This window comes from Halarchaeum nitratireducens, from assembly GCF_017874695.1.
Lineage (GTDB): Archaea > Halobacteriota > Halobacteria > Halobacteriales > Halobacteriaceae > Halarchaeum > Halarchaeum nitratireducens.
In genome coordinates this window covers 32,601-46,163 of record NZ_JAGIKY010000015.1, presented here as the reverse complement: position 1 = coordinate 46,163, position 13,563 = coordinate 32,601, and the positions used below count along the sequence as shown (strand labels likewise).

Sequence of the window (13,563 nt, the reverse complement as noted above, 5' to 3'; positions counted from 1 at the left end):
GACGCGAGACGGCGCGCGACTCGCGGGCGCGTCGATTCTCTTAATCGAATATCGTCCACTTTTCCATGATTTCTATTTTCAACTTTCCCCTAACTACGCCAGACACGGACCATATGAATACATAATAGGTGCGTAAGGGGAAGATTGAAAAGAAATAATACACTCAGAGTGAGCGTGAGTGGATCAGAAGCCACCGGATCGGAGAGCGACTCCGTCGTGTTGTACGACATCGAAGACAAGCCACCACTGGGGGAGGCGATTCCGCTCGGCATCCAGCACGTGCTCGCGATGTTCCTCGGGAACGTCGCGCCACCGCTTATCCTCGCGGGCGCCGTCGGCGGCGTTACCGGCCAGACGACGTTCCTCGTGCAGATGGCTCTCATCGTCGCTGGCGTCGCGACGCTCGTGCAGGTGTTCCCCATCGGCCCCGTCGGCGCGAAACTCCCCATCGTCATGGGGACGAGCTTCGCGTTCCTCGGACCGCTCATCGGCATCGGGAACCAGTTCGGCATCGCCGCCGTCTTCGGCGCGTCACTGCTCGCCGCGCCCGTCGAGATGGCGATGGGGCTCACGCTCGATCGCTTCCGTAACTACTTCCCGCCGCTCGTCACCGGTATCGTCGTGATGCTCATCGGCCTCACGCTGATTCCGACCGGGATGAACTACGCCGCGGGGGCGTCCGCCGGTCCCGGCGCGGCGGGCTACGGCTCGCTCGCCAACCTCGGGCTCGCCGGCCTCGTCCTCGTCGTCACCGTCGTCCTCAATCAGTTCTTCGAGGGGTTCCTCCGCGTCATCAGCGTCTTCGTCGGCATCGTCGTCGGCTACGTCGTCGCGATCGCGATGGGGATGGTGGACTTCGCCGCCGTCGCGTCCGCCGGCTGGCTCACCGTCCCGACGCCCCTCCGGTACGGCCTCGCGTTCCCGCCGAGCGCCGTCCTCACCGTCGCGTTCCTCTACGTCATCACCGGCATGGAGACGATCGGCGACATCTCCGGCACCGTCTCCGCGACCGGGCGCGACCCCTCGCGTGAGGAGTTACGCGGCGGCCTCATCGCCGACGGCGTCATGAGCGCGTTCGGCGCCGTGTTCAACGCGCTCCCGAACACGTCCTTCTCGCAGAACGTCGGCCTCGTGAACTTCACGGGCGTCGCGAGCCGCTACGTCGTCGGCATCGGCGGCGTCGTCCTCATCCTCCTCGGGCTCGTGCCGAAGGTCGGCGCGGTCGTCTCCGCGATGCCCGACGCCGTCCTCGGCGGCGGCGCGCTCATCCTCTTCGCGATGATCTTCTCGTCGGGCGCGCGCATCATCACGCAGAACGTCACGCTCGACCACCGGAACTCGACGATCCTCGCGCTCTCGATGGCGCTCGGTCTCGGTGTCGCGTTCCGCCCGGAGATCCTCCAGAACCTCCCGACGGAGGTACAGACGCTCTTCGGGTCCGCGCTCGTCACCGGCGGCATCGCCGCGCTCGTCCTCAACGTCGTCATCCCCGGCGGCGGCGTCGGCACCGGCCCAACCGAGTACACGGACGGTCTCGCGCCCGAGACCCCGACGAATATGCAGGATGACATCCCGGACTCCGGGACGTCACCGACCCCCATCGACGACGACTGAGATGCGCGCTCGCACGCATCCCAACGTATGAGCGGGGACGCCGACCCCATCGACCTCCTCGTCCGCGGGACGGTCGTGAACGTCACGACGGGAACGCTACGCGACGGCGCGGTCGCGGTCGACGACGGCGAGATCGTCGCGCTCGCGGAGCGCCCCGCCGAGCGCGTCGTCGAGGGCGCGTACGTCGCGCCCGGCCTCATCGACGCGCACATGCACGTCGAGTCCTCGATGGTGACGCTCCCGCGCTACGGCGAGGCGGTCGTGCCGCGCGGCGTGACGAGCGTCGTCCACGACCCCCACGAGGTCGCGAACGTCCTCGGGGAAGCGGGGGTTCGCGGCGTCATCGCCGACGCCGCGCGCACGCCGCTGAAGGCGCGCTTCACCGTGCCGTCCTCGGTGCCCGCGTCCGACCTACAGGACGGCGGCGCGACCCTCGACGCGGACGCGGTCGCGGACCTACTCGACCACGAGCGCGTCGTCGCGCTCGGTGAGGTGATGAACGTCCCGGGCGTGCTCGCTGGCGACCCGGAAGTGCACGCGAAGATCGAGGCGGCGCGCGAGCGCGGCCTCCCCGTCGACGGCCACGCGCCGCGCCTCGGCGGCGACGACCTCCACGAGGTCGCGCGCCACCTCGACACCGACCACGAGAGCATCGGGCTCCCCGAGGCCCGCGAGAAGGCGCGGGCGGGACTGCGCGTCTACCTCCGCGAGGGCTCCTCGAGCCGGAATCTCGCGGACCTCGCACCGCTTGTCGAGGCGGTGGACGCGCGCCGGCTCTCGCTCTGCACGGACGACCGCGAGGTGACGGACCTCCTCGCGGAGGGCGGCGTCGACAACGCGCTCCGCGAGCTCGTCGACTGCGGCGTCGACCCCGTGACCGCGGTGCAGATGGCGACGCGCAACACCGCGGACGCGTACGGCCTCCCGTTCGGCCGCATCGAGCCCGGCGCGCCCGCGGACCTCGTCGTCCTCTCCGACCTCGCGTCGTGGGACGTCGAGCACGTCGTCGTCGACGGCGTCCTCGACCCGACCGCGGACGCGACCGACCCGCCCCCGACACAGCTCGCGATCGACACGGTCGAGTTCCGCGCGCTCAACGCCGCCGACCTGGCGCTCGCGCATCCGGGCGAAGAGACGGCGACGGTCCGCGTCGTCGACGCCGTCGGCGGCTTACAGACGGGGCGGATGACCGCGACGGTGCCGGCCGTTCCGCTCGCGGACGCCGACGACGCGCCCAGTGTACTCGGTGCCGACGTGGCGAGCGATGTCCTCCCGCTCGCGGTCGTCGAACGCCACGGCGGTGATGGGAGCGTCGGTCGCGGGTTCGTGCACGGCCTCGGGCTGGAGCGTGGCGCGGTCGGGTCGACGGTCGCGCACGACGCGCACAACTGCGTCGTCGCGGGCGCCTCCCACGACGCGATGGCGCGCGTCGCGAACCACCTCCGCGAGGTCGGGGGCGGCGTCGCCGCCTACGACCCCGAGAGCGAGTCGGTCGAGTCGCTCGCGCTCCCGGTCGCGGGGCTGATGTCGGACGCGCCGCTGGCCGACGTCCGCGCGGGTTTCGAGGCCGTGGAGGCGGCGGCGCGCGACCTCGGCCTCCGGGGCGAGGCGGGACTGATGGAGCTCTCCTTCCTCGCACTCGAGGTCATCCCCGAGTACCGCCTGACGAACAACGGCCTCGTGGACGTCGAGGCGTTCGACTACGTCAACGTGGTCGTCGACTGACGCACTCGTGCCGTCGAATTCGATATCCCGGACGCACGTCCGCGTTTCGCTCGATTCGGTTTCGGGTACCAGAAGTTCTAACACGGTCGGGGCGACAGGTGCACTCGAATGAGTGTTGATACGGTAATCGCGGGCGGGACGCTCGTCACCGCCTCCGGAACGCGCGAGGGCGCGCTCGCCATCGACGGCGGCGAGATCGTCGGCGTGGGCGACGAAGCGGCGCTCCCCGACGCCGACGAGCGCGTCGACGCGACCGACCGCCTCGTCATGCCGGGCGTCGTCGACCCGCACGTCCACATCGGTGACCACGTCTCCATCGACAGCTACGAGACGGCGACGCGCGCGGCCGCGCTCGGCGGCGTCACGACCGTCGTCGACTTCGCGTGGCAGGCGTACACGGGCGCGGAGAGCCCGTGGGACGAGCCCGCGCCTCTGCTCGACGGCGTCGAGGAGAAGCGCGCGAACGCCGCGGAGGCGCTCGTCGACTTCGGCCTCCACGGCGGGATCCTCCGCGAAGACGACGACCTCTTCGCGGAGCTGGAGGACGTCGTCGAGGCGGGCGTGACGTCGTTCAAGATGTACACCGCGTACGACTACGGCCTCTCGAACGGCTTCATGGAGCACGTGTTCGAGCGCCTCGCGGAGCACGGCGCGGTCGGCCTCGTCCACAGCGAGGACGACTCGGTCTGCGAGGCGCGCACGGAGCGCCTGCGTGCGGCCGGCCGGGACGAGCCCGAGGCGTACCCGGAGTCGCGCCCCGATTACGCGGAGGCGATGGCCGCCGAGGACGCGGTGCGTCTCGCCCGCGAGGCGGGCGCGAAGTACTACGGCATCCACACGACCGCGCGGGCGTCCGCGGAGGTGATGGAGCGCTTCCGCGAGGACGGCTCGCGGGTCCGCGCGGAGACGTGCGTCCACTACGCGACGCTCGACGACTCCGTCTACGCGGAGCTGGGGAACCTCCCGAAGATCGCGCCGCCGATCCGCGCGCCGGACGACGTCGAGGCGATGTTCGAGTACCTCCGGCAGGGCGTGCTGAGCGTCGTCTCGACGGACCACGTCGCCGCGGCGCGCGCCGACAAGGAGGACCGGCCGTGGTGGGAGGGGCCGTTCGGCGCGAACGGCGTCCAGCGCAGTCTCCCCGTCTTCCACGACGAGGCCGTGAACGAGCGAAGCTTCTCCTATCCCTTCCTCGTGCGCGTCATGTGCGCGAACCCCGCGGAGACGTTCGGGATGCCCGAGAAGGGCACGCTCGACCCGGGGACGGACGCCGACGTCGTCGTCTTCGACCCCGACGCGACGCACACCGTCACGGCCGAGGAGAACGCCTCGAAGGCGGACTACTCGATCTACGAGGGCCGCGAGGTGACGGGTCGCGTGCGAAAGACGTTCGTGCGCGGCGAGCTCGTCGCGGACGACGGCAACATCGTCGCGGAACCCGGGCACGGCGAGTTCCTCGAGCGCGAGATTCCGGAGTGGGGGACGTAGATGGCGGCGCGAGCGACGCGGACGACGCGAGCGAGTCCGAGCAGCGAGTCGACGACCACCGATGGATTCAGTACGCGATGAACGAACACACGACGACGCTGGCGGCGGTGAACGACGCGGACGAGGAGCGCTTCGTCGACCTGCTCGGTGGCGTCTACGAGGAGTCACCGTGGGTGGCCGCGCGGACGCACGCGAAGCGGCCGTTCGGCTCGGTCGAGGAGCTGGCGGCCGCGATGGCCGAGACGGTCGCGGACGCCTCGCGCGAGCGGAAGCTCGAGTTGCTCCGCGCGCACCCCGACCTCGGTGAGCAGACGGAGATGACGGACGCCTCCGAACGCGAGCAGGCGTCGGCCGGCCTCGACGAGTTGAGCCGCGAGCAGTACGAGGCGTTCGAGGAACTGAATGCGCGCTACCGCGAGAAGTTCGGGTTCCCGTTCGTCATGGCGGTGACGGGCGCGTCGCCGGAGGAGATTCGGGCGGCGATGGAAGAGCGCGTCGAGCACGCGGAGGCCGAGGAGTTCCGGACGGCGCTCGAAGAAGTGCACGAGATCGCGCGCCTCCGCCTCGAGGAGCGCGTGCACGCGATCGAGTGAGAGTGTGGAGGCGTTCGTCCACTGAGTAGCCACTTCGGTTCTCGTTGTCCAGTCCTGACGCGAAGTTTTTTGTACGTAGGTGAGAAGGTATCGGATGAGCGATGACGACTCGCAAACCCCTAGCGGACAGTGACGACACGGGCGACTCGGAACGCGCGATGAACTACGGGAAGGAGCAGGTCGCGGTCTACCGGACGTACGCGACGCCGCTCGAGGGCGTCCGGACGATCCCGGAGTCGGACTTCGACGGCCGCGAGAACACGCTCTTCGGGCTGGACGTCCGCGTGCAGGTCGAGGGCGAGGAGTTCCTCCCGTCGTTCAGCGAGGGCGACAACAGCATGGTGGTAGCGACGGACTCGATGAAGAACTTCATCCTCCACCACGCGGGCGAGTACGACGGCGCGACGCTCGAGGGCTTCCTCAAGTACGTCGGGTCGCGCTTCCTCGACACCTACGACCAGATGGAGGCCGTCACGGTGTCCGCGGACGAGATCCCGTTCGACGAGCGCCCCGTCCCCGCGGAGGACGGCGAGGGCTTCGAGGCGAGCGACCTCGTCTTCGGGGTCTCCGACGACGAGTCCGGCTACGGCGAGATCGCGCTCGAGCGCGACGGCGACGACACCGCCATCACCGGCCAGACGAGCGGCGTCACCGACCTCGAGCTCGTGAAGGTGTCCGGGAGCTCGTTCACCGACTACGTGCAGGACGAGTACACGACGCTCCCGGAGCGCGAGGACCGCACGCTCTACATCTCTCTCGACGTCTTCTGGACGTATGACGACGCGACGGACGCGCTCGGTGACGACCCCGAGCGCTACGTCCCGGCCGAGCAAGTGCGCGACATCGCGGGCGTCGTCTTCGACGAGTACGACTCGAACTCGATTCAGGACCTCATCTACCGGGTCGGCCTGCGCGTCCTCGAGCGCTACCCGCAGCTCGAGTCGGTGAGCTTCGAGGCGAACAACCGGACGTGGATCGAGGTCCGCGACGACCTCGAGGGCGACGCGACGGTGCTGCGCGAGCCCGCGCGGCCGACGGGCTTCCAGCAGTTCTCGATGGACCGCGGCGACCTGGAGGGCGAGTGATGAGCGCCGGCCTCACCACGCACGTCCTCGACACGAGCCGCGAGGGGCCGGCGGAGGGCGTGGACGTGACCCTGGAGCGCATCGACGACGCGGGCGACACGACGATGCTCGCGGACGCGACGACGAACGCGGACGGCCGCGTCGACGACCCGCTCCTCTCCGCCGACGAGATGGAGACCGGTACCTATCACCTCCGTTTCGAGGTGGGCGCGTACTACCGCGGCCTCGACGCCGAGCCCTCCTTCCTCGAGACGGTACCGGTGCGCTTCGTCATCGACGACGTCGAGGAGCACTACCACGTCCCCCTCCTCCTCTCACCCGGCGGGTACACGACGTACCGCGGGAGCTGATCCGCTCCCGGGCTCGCTGGCCGTGTGGCACTACTGACGCAGTCGGGTCCGTCGGGACACTCCGAGTCCGTCCGGTCGAGCCTCACCGCATCGGCCAACGAGGGAGAGCGCGGGTGTCGCGAGCGGGTTACTCGATGCCGACGCGCTCGACGACATCCGCGCCGACGGCGGCGGCGTCGCGCAGAATCGCGGCCGTGTCGTCGAGCGTCGCGACCTCGCGCTCCTCCATCACGATATCGCCCGCACAGAGGACGGTATCGACCTCGAAGCCCTGCGCGGCGTAGACGAGCGCGTGGACGGGGTCGGGGCACGGCGTGAGATGGGGATGGTCGAGATCGATGATCGCGACGTCCGCGAGCTTGCCGGCTTCGAGCGACCCGAGGTCGTCCGCGCGGCCGATGGCGCGCGCACCGTCGATCGTCACCATGTCGAAGGCGGTCTGCGCGGGGATGACACCGGGGTCGCGGTGGTAACCCTTGTGCGCGCTCGCGACGGCGCGCAGGTCCGAGAGCGGATTGACGGTGTCGTTCAGGTTCGCGTTGTCGGTGCCGAGGCCGACGGTAACGCCGGCGTCGAGCAGCTCGACGACGGGCGCGAACCCGGTGGCGAGTCGCATGTTCGCCATGAAGTTGTGCGCGACGCTCGTCCCGCTCTTCGCGAGCAAGCGGACGTCCCCGGCGTCGATCTGGACGCAGTGCCCGAGGAGGGTGCGCTCGCCGAGGTAGCCGGCGTTCCGGAGGTACTCGATGCTGGAGAGGCCGGCGTCCGCCTCCTCGACCTCGGCCTCGGCGATGTGCATGGTCGTCCGGACATCGTGCTCCTCGGCGAGCCGAGAGGCCTCCCGGAGGCCGCGCGTAGAGGAGGACGCGAGGACGATCGGGGTCGGCCAGACCGACTGGCGGCCGTCGGCGCTCCCGTGGTGGCGCTCGATGAGGCGCTCGGTCTCGCGGACCGCCCGATCGGTGTCGATCGCGAAGTGGTCGGCGGGCGGGTGCTCGACCCCCGAATCGCGGAGCTGGTAGTCCGCCAGGAGTGCCTCGAACGCCTCGTCGGGCGGGCTGTCCGCGAAGCCCGCGCCGTAGACGTTCCGGACGCCCGCGGTGTCGTAGACGTCGAGTTTCGCCTCGATGGTCTCCGGGGCGTCCCAGACGACCTCGGTGTCGTTCTCGACGAACGTCGTGACACCCGCTCGAATCGCCTCGAGACAGTAGAGCGCGGCGGCGACGGCGTGCTCGTCGGGCGTCATCGCGACGGACGCGGGGCGCTTAACGTTGTAGAGCCAGTCGTAGAGCCCGCGGTCGGCGGCGAACGCGCCGCCGCGGAGGACGACGTCGGAGACGTGCGTGTGCGTGTTGATGAGCCCGGGGATCACCGCGCCGCCGTCGGCGTCGACGACGCGATCGGCGTCGTACTCGTCCGTGACCTCCGCAGTGGGGCCGACCGCCTCGATACGCTCGTCGGTGATCGCGAGCGCGCCGTCCGCGACGACGTCCCGCTCGGCGTTCTGCGTGACGACGCGGCCGTTGGTGACGAGGAGGTCACTCACCAGTGCTCACCCGCGAGTAGTCGGCGAGACAGGAGTTGACGATATCGTACTCTGATTCGTCTAGTCACCATATTCCCTGTGAATATATGTAGATAAATAAGCGTTCGTCTACCGATAGTCGAGGATGTGGACAGCGAAGCGAGGCGGGTTCGAGACGTCAATTACAGACATACACATGTAAATTCACGTAGTTTACACAAGCGGGAGGTTGGGGAAGAAGTGTCGGAGGCGGCTGTGTGGCGAACAAGAACGACAAATCGTCGTCAGTTTGGCTCTGACAGCCTTCGGTCTGGAATCCCCGGCGGCGCGCGACGCCTCACTCGACGGTGTACTTGTGGACGTCCGTCTCGCGGTCGGTCTCGAGGAAATAATCGACGCTCTCGACGTCATCGAGGCCGCGAACGGTGTTCAACAGGTCGGTAGCGTCCTCGACGCCGGCGGCGGTCGCGACTGCGTGGACGTCGATAGACCCGAAGCCACGACAGACCAGCCAGAAGTCGAGTTCGCTCAGTCGCTCGTAGACGGCGTCGGCCGCGGCGGTACCGCCACGGACCGTCACGTCGACACGGAGGACCTGCCAGTCGTGGCCCTGGGGGGCCGTGAGGAGGAGGATCGAGGACTCGTCGAGGAGGTCGGTGACGCGGTGTCGGACACCCTCGGCGCTCATCTCGTAGCCCGCTTCCTCGAGTCGGCTGGCGATCCGCGAGTACGGCATCCGTGGGTCCTCGCTGAGCGTCTGGAGGATCTCCCGATCGATCTCGTCTACGCTGTCACGTACCATACGGTGCCCGTCTCGACGAGCCGACTTAAATCCTCCACGGCGCCATGCGACCGGACGGGACACCGTGTCGTCGACGCTATCGGGGACACGTGAGGGGAGACGGAGCCTACGGGAGGTGAACGGTTCGACGAGGCGAAGCGCGGCGAACGGGGGTTCCGAGCGGGACGGTCGGAGCGCGCGGCGTCGAGTCAAGGGAGGCGTGATGCGAGCGGGTCGTGTGCCCCCGAGAGCGGGCGACCGACCGTTCAGTCGTCCTCGAACTTCCGGCGTCGCGCCTCGAGGACGTTCTCGACGATCAGGTCGGTGACGTCGGGAATGGTCCGGGCGATCGCGTCGTCGAGCTCGCGGCCGGTGACGTCTTTCACGCCGTGGTCGCGGAGTTTCCGCTTGACCTCGAAGTCGAGGGCGGCCTCGCGTGCGTCCCACGAGTCGGGACGCGGGTAGACGGCCTTCTGCCGGACGGCGTCGAACTCGAAGGCCGGCCCCGAGTCGGCGGGGTCGACGGTCGGGGCGACCGCGTCATCGGTCGCGGTGGTGTCGGCGTCGCCCGTCGACTCGGATGCCTCTTCCCCGGGAGCCTCGTCGTCCGCCGTCGGCTCGGCTACGTCTTCCGCGGAGGACGCGTCGGAGGGGTCGTCGCGGCCGTCGTCCGGTGCCGCGTCCCCGTCCGTGTCCGCGTCCGCGTCGTCCACGCCGATGTTGGCGAAGCGGTTGTCGTCAGGCATCGACGGCACCCCGCTCGACGATGTCGGCGAGCTCGTCCAACCGCGGGAGCTGGTCGTTCTCGGAGTCGTAGGCCGCGAGCGGCTTCCCCTCGCGGTACGCGCGACCGAACGCGACGCGCTTTCGGAGGCCGGGGCCGGGCGATGCGTCGAACTGCGCGGAGCGCGCGAACGCCGGGAGGCGATCCGCCCACGGGGAGTCCTCGATGTCCCGGATGATGCGTTTCTCCTCGCCGTCGCCTTCGAGGATGTTCGGGACGATCGCGAGGACGCGGACGTCGATCCCACCCTCGTCGCGCAGCGGGCGGAGCTGTTGTTCGACCATCCGCTGGAACCCGGAGATCGAGGCCTCGCGCATCTTCAGGGGGACGATGACGTTCTGCGTCCCGACGAGCGCCGAGTCGGAGAGCGGGCCGATGCTCGGCGGGCTATCGACGACGATGTAGTCGTACTCGTCGCCGAGCAGCGGATCGACGACGTAGTTGCGGATCCGCGTGACGCCGTACGCGCTCGTGCGGAGTTGGTTCTCGACCTCGTCGAGGTCGCGGTGGCTCGGCACGACGTCCATCCACTCGGTCTCGCGGATGAGATCGTGGATGTCGACGTCCGAGTCGGCGTCCCAGACGTCGCCGAGGGTGTGCTCGGCCTCGTAGCAGTGCGCGAGGCCGACGCCCTCGGTGGCGTTCCCCTGTTGGTCGAGGTCGACGAGGAGCACGTCGTGGCCGCGTGCGTCGAGTCGTTCCGCGACGTTGATCGCGACGGTGGTCTTCCCCACCCCGCCCTTCTGCAGGGCGACGGTCACCGCGCGCGGTTCCGGGTCGTCGGTCATGGGCTACCTACCGTGCCCACCATAGTAAAACTACCCACGGTGACAAAGTGGTGCAAGCTACCTACCGTAGCTACCTTAGCTAAGGTAGATATAGAGTGGCGGGTGAGCCCCGCACGGACCAGTCGCGTTCCCCCACCAGATTATAAGTGTTTTCCCGGTCATCGACACCTCAGGAGGGTGGTTTCGTCGGACGATCCGAAAACGAGTGCCGCGGTCCGCTCCGCGTCGGGTTCGTGTGCGAACGGGGTTACTCCTCGAACTGGTAGACGTCCGGGTACCCGCGGATGCGCTTCGGTTCCGGCGAGCGGTACGTCAACACCTTGCTCGTCGTCTTCCCGAGTTGCACGAGGCTCTCCGCGTGGACGGCGGCGGCGCCGACGCTGTCGATAACCGGCACGGGAAGCTCGGCCTCCAGTTCGACGTCGAGTTTCCCCATGCCCGCACAGCCTAGACAGATAACCTCCGCGCCGTCCTCCTCGATCGCGCGCTCGCTCGCCTCCAACAGCGCGCCCACCGCGGCGTCGCGGGCCGTCTCCGTCTCGACGACCGTGAGTTCCGTGCAGCGGACGGACGCGTACTTCTCGGCGAGTCCCGTCTTCCTGACCGTCTCCTCGAAAGTCCTTCGCGCGCGGGAGGATCGTCGCGACCGAGAAGGACGCGCCGAGGCTGTTCACGACGTACATCGACGCCTCCGCGATGCCGACGACCGGTTTCTCCGTGACTTCGCGGCACGCGTCGAGGCCGGGATCGCCCCAACACGCGTTGATGAACGCGTCGTACTCGTCCGCGTCCCGCCGGATCTCCTCTAGGAGGCCGGGAACCGCAAGGTAGTCGTCGTAGTAGGACTCGATGCTGATCGGGCCCTTCTCAGGGGAGACGGCGACGACATCGGTGTCGTCGCGCGTGTAGCGATCGGCGACGTCGCCGATGTTCTCCGTCATCTCAAGCGTCGTGTTCGGATTGATGGCTTTGATTCGCATGATCGTGTCGTATCGTCTCAGTCGTCGTCGAGCGCCTGGCGGCGCTCGCGCGTCGCGGCCTCGTCTACGGACCCGTCGTCGGTCAGGATGACACCGTAGATCTCGCGCGCACGCTCGCGACTCACGAGGTCGTCAAGGACGTCGGCGCGGACCTTCTCGGGGTCGCGTTCCGTCGGATCGCCCCACCCGCCGGCGCCCGGGCCGACGAGTCGGAGCCGCTGTCCGGCCGCCATCGGGCGGTTTTCGAGCTTCGAGGGGAGCGACTCCTCGTTCTCGTCGCCCGCGTTCCGGACGATCGCGCCCGTCGTCCCCTCGTTCCCCCCGGCGAACCCCCACGGCGGATACTCGTTGCCGTCGCCCTCGATGGAGACGCGGCCGGGCGAGGTGAACTCGATCTCCCGGATCGTCCCGGCCCCGCCGCGGTTTCGTCCCGCGCCCTCCGCGTCTTCGCGGAGTTCGTACGTGCTCACGCGGAGCGGGTAGTGACTCTCGATGTCCTCGATGGGGTTGTTCCGGGTGTTCGCGTACAGCGTGTCGACGGCGTCGATGCCGTCCTTCCCCGGCCGCCCGCCGTAGCTCCCGGACGTGATGTCCATGTAGACCCAGTACTCGTCGTCCGTCACGCCACTGAACGTGGAGATCTTGAGGTTCCCGGTGCCGGCGCAGGTCTGCTCGGGGACGACCTCCGCGAGCGCCTTCAGCGTCAGGTCGGCGATACGATTGCCGGGGCAAAAGCGGGCGATGGTCGGCGCCGGGAAGCGGGGGTTCACGATCGAGCCCTTCGGCGCGTGGACCGAGACCGGCCGCGTGATGCCGTGGTTCTGCGGGATCAGGTCGTGCTCCTCCGTGTCCAACAGCGTCGAGCGGAGCACTAACAGCACCGCGGGGACGACCGTCCCCTCGAACGGCATGTTGATCGGGCGGTTGTCGAGTTGATCGTCGCAGCGCGAAAGGTCGACGTCGACGGACGATCCCTCAACGGTGAGATCGACGGCGAGGAAGACGTCCTTCTCGTCCGGGTCGGTCGACTCCGGGAAGCCGTCGAGATAGCCCTCGGCCGAGTACGTCCCGTCGGGGAGGGACTCAATCCGCCGCCGGAGGTGTTCCTCGGAGTAGTTCATCGCGTCCTGTCCGGCGTATTTCACCGTCTCGTGGCCGTGCTCCTCGAAGAGGTCGACCATCCGCTCGGCGCCGGCGCGCGCGGCCGAGATCTGGGCTTCGACGTCGCCCATCACCATGGCCGGCGTCCGGATGTTGTCGGCGATCAGCTGCCACGCGGTCTCGTTGCGCTCGCCCCCCTCGACGATCTTCAGGGCGTCCAGCCTGATCGACTCGCTGTACGCGTCGATGGTCTCGATGATGCACGTCCCGGGCTTGTCCGCACCGACGTCCAAGTGGTGCGCCGTCGTGACTGAGAACCCGGTCAGCTCGTCCTCGTAGAACACCGGGACGACGACGGCGAAGTCGGGGGCGTGCGTCGCGCCGTGGTACGGGTCGTTGTGGAGGACGACGTCGCCGGGCTCGAAACGCTGGCCGCGCTCCGCGAAGAGGTCGATGACGCCCCGGACGTACGCGGGGATCGGCCCCATCTGGAGGGGCGTGCTGTCAGTCTCGCAGAGCTGTCGGGCGCGCTCGTCGAGCAGCGCGCAGCCGAAGTCCTCCGATTCGCGGATGATGCTTGAGTAGCTCGTCCGCATGAGCTTGTGCCCCATCTCGTCGCAGATGTTCGTGAGACTCCCGGCGACGACGCGGCTCGTCACCGGGTCGATCCGGTCGCCCGGGTCGTCCACGTCGAGCAGCGGCGCGGTCTGTTCTCTGACGGTCGCGGCGGTGTCGTCTGTGTCTGTCAT

At 68.7% G+C, this 13,563-nt stretch carries 11 protein-coding genes and 1 pseudogene; 6 read left to right on the top strand and 6 right to left on the bottom strand.

The window, feature by feature from the left end; all coding sequences use genetic code 11:
* The first annotated feature begins 174 nt into the window (after positions 1-174).
* From J2754_RS13695 to uraH, 6 genes are all read left to right on the top strand, one after another.
* Positions 175-1,614, top strand: coding sequence for a uracil-xanthine permease family protein (locus J2754_RS13695; protein WP_211087762.1), 1,440 nt, complete (start codon positions 175-177; stop codon positions 1,612-1,614).
* A 27-nt stretch (positions 1,615-1,641) separates the two neighbouring features.
* Entirely contained in the window at positions 1,642-3,339 is a 1,698-nt protein-coding gene (locus J2754_RS13690; RefSeq protein ID WP_211087761.1) for an adenine deaminase, read from the top strand.
* A gap of 108 nt (positions 3,340-3,447) precedes the next feature.
* Positions 3,448-4,827 (top strand): dihydroorotase, encoded by a 1,380-nt coding sequence (locus J2754_RS13685; RefSeq protein ID WP_211087760.1) that lies wholly within the window; start codon positions 3,448-3,450, stop codon positions 4,825-4,827.
* Between the two features lie 77 nt (positions 4,828-4,904).
* Positions 4,905-5,420 carry a 2-oxo-4-hydroxy-4-carboxy-5-ureidoimidazoline decarboxylase gene (gene uraD / locus J2754_RS13680; protein ID WP_211087801.1) on the top strand — a complete coding sequence of 172 codons (516 nt, stop codon included), beginning with the start codon at positions 4,905-4,907 and terminating at the stop codon, positions 5,418-5,420.
* A gap of 101 nt (positions 5,421-5,521) precedes the next feature.
* The gene (pucL, locus tag J2754_RS13675) at positions 5,522-6,505 is read left to right on the top strand and encodes a factor-independent urate hydroxylase (RefSeq protein ID WP_245333045.1); all 984 of its coding nucleotides are present in this window, start codon (positions 5,522-5,524) and stop codon (positions 6,503-6,505) included.
* Positions 6,505-6,855, top strand: coding sequence for a hydroxyisourate hydrolase (uraH, locus tag J2754_RS13670; RefSeq protein ID WP_211087759.1), 351 nt, complete (start codon positions 6,505-6,507; stop codon positions 6,853-6,855). Before pucL ends, uraH begins: the two co-directional genes overlap by 1 nt.
* A 127-nt stretch (positions 6,856-6,982) precedes the next feature.
* Here uraH and J2754_RS13665 read toward each other — a convergent pair whose 3' ends face one another.
* The 6 genes and pseudogenes from J2754_RS13665 to J2754_RS13635 form a co-directional block, all read right to left on the bottom strand.
* The gene (locus tag J2754_RS13665) at positions 6,983-8,401 is read right to left on the bottom strand and encodes an amidohydrolase family protein (protein WP_342590128.1); all 1,419 of its coding nucleotides are present in this window, start codon (positions 8,399-8,401) and stop codon (positions 6,983-6,985) included.
* 316 nt (positions 8,402-8,717) lie between these two features.
* Positions 8,718-9,182 carry an Lrp/AsnC family transcriptional regulator gene (locus J2754_RS13660; RefSeq protein ID WP_188879117.1) on the bottom strand — a complete coding sequence of 155 codons (465 nt, stop codon included), beginning with the start codon at positions 9,180-9,182 and terminating at the stop codon, positions 8,718-8,720.
* A 245-nt stretch (positions 9,183-9,427) separates the two neighbouring features.
* Entirely contained in the window at positions 9,428-9,907 is a 480-nt protein-coding gene (locus J2754_RS13655) for a DUF7970 domain-containing protein (RefSeq protein ID WP_188879119.1), read from the bottom strand.
* Positions 9,900-10,733 carry a ParA family protein gene (locus tag J2754_RS13650; protein ID WP_188879120.1) on the bottom strand — a complete coding sequence of 278 codons (834 nt, stop codon included), beginning with the start codon at positions 10,731-10,733 and terminating at the stop codon, positions 9,900-9,902. The genes J2754_RS13655 and J2754_RS13650 overlap by 8 nt, the downstream gene beginning before the upstream one ends.
* 247 nt (positions 10,734-10,980) lie before the next feature.
* Positions 10,981-11,674 (bottom strand): annotated as a pseudogene (locus tag J2754_RS16275) (aspartate/glutamate racemase family protein).
* Positions 11,675-11,730: 56 nt separating this feature from the next.
* Positions 11,731-13,563 (bottom strand): hydantoinase B/oxoprolinase family protein, encoded by a 1,833-nt coding sequence (locus tag J2754_RS13635; RefSeq protein ID WP_211087756.1) that lies wholly within the window; start codon positions 13,561-13,563, stop codon positions 11,731-11,733.

Excerpts from the sequence above, each read along its gene's own strand:
- J2754_RS13690 (WP_211087761.1), top strand. The coding sequence starts at position 1,642 with ATGAGCGGGGACGCCGACCCCATCGACCTCCTCGTCCGCGGGACGGTC.
- pucL (WP_245333045.1), top strand. The coding sequence starts at position 5,522 with ATGACGACTCGCAAACCCCTAGCGGACAGTGACGACACGGGCGACTCG.
- uraH (WP_211087759.1), top strand. The coding sequence starts at position 6,505 with ATGAGCGCCGGCCTCACCACGCACGTCCTCGACACGAGCCGCGAGGGG.
- J2754_RS13635 (WP_211087756.1), bottom strand. The coding sequence starts at position 13,563 with ATGACAGACACAGACGACACCGCCGCGACCGTCAGAGAACAGACCGCG.
- J2754_RS13650 (WP_188879120.1), bottom strand. The coding sequence starts at position 10,733 with ATGACCGACGACCCGGAACCGCGCGCGGTGACCGTCGCCCTGCAGAAG.
- J2754_RS13685 (WP_211087760.1), top strand. The coding sequence starts at position 3,448 with ATGAGTGTTGATACGGTAATCGCGGGCGGGACGCTCGTCACCGCCTCC.
- J2754_RS13660 (WP_188879117.1), bottom strand. The coding sequence starts at position 9,182 with ATGGTACGTGACAGCGTAGACGAGATCGATCGGGAGATCCTCCAGACG.
- J2754_RS13655 (WP_188879119.1), bottom strand. The coding sequence starts at position 9,907 with ATGCCTGACGACAACCGCTTCGCCAACATCGGCGTGGACGACGCGGAC.
- uraD (WP_211087801.1), top strand. The coding sequence starts at position 4,905 with ATGAACGAACACACGACGACGCTGGCGGCGGTGAACGACGCGGACGAG.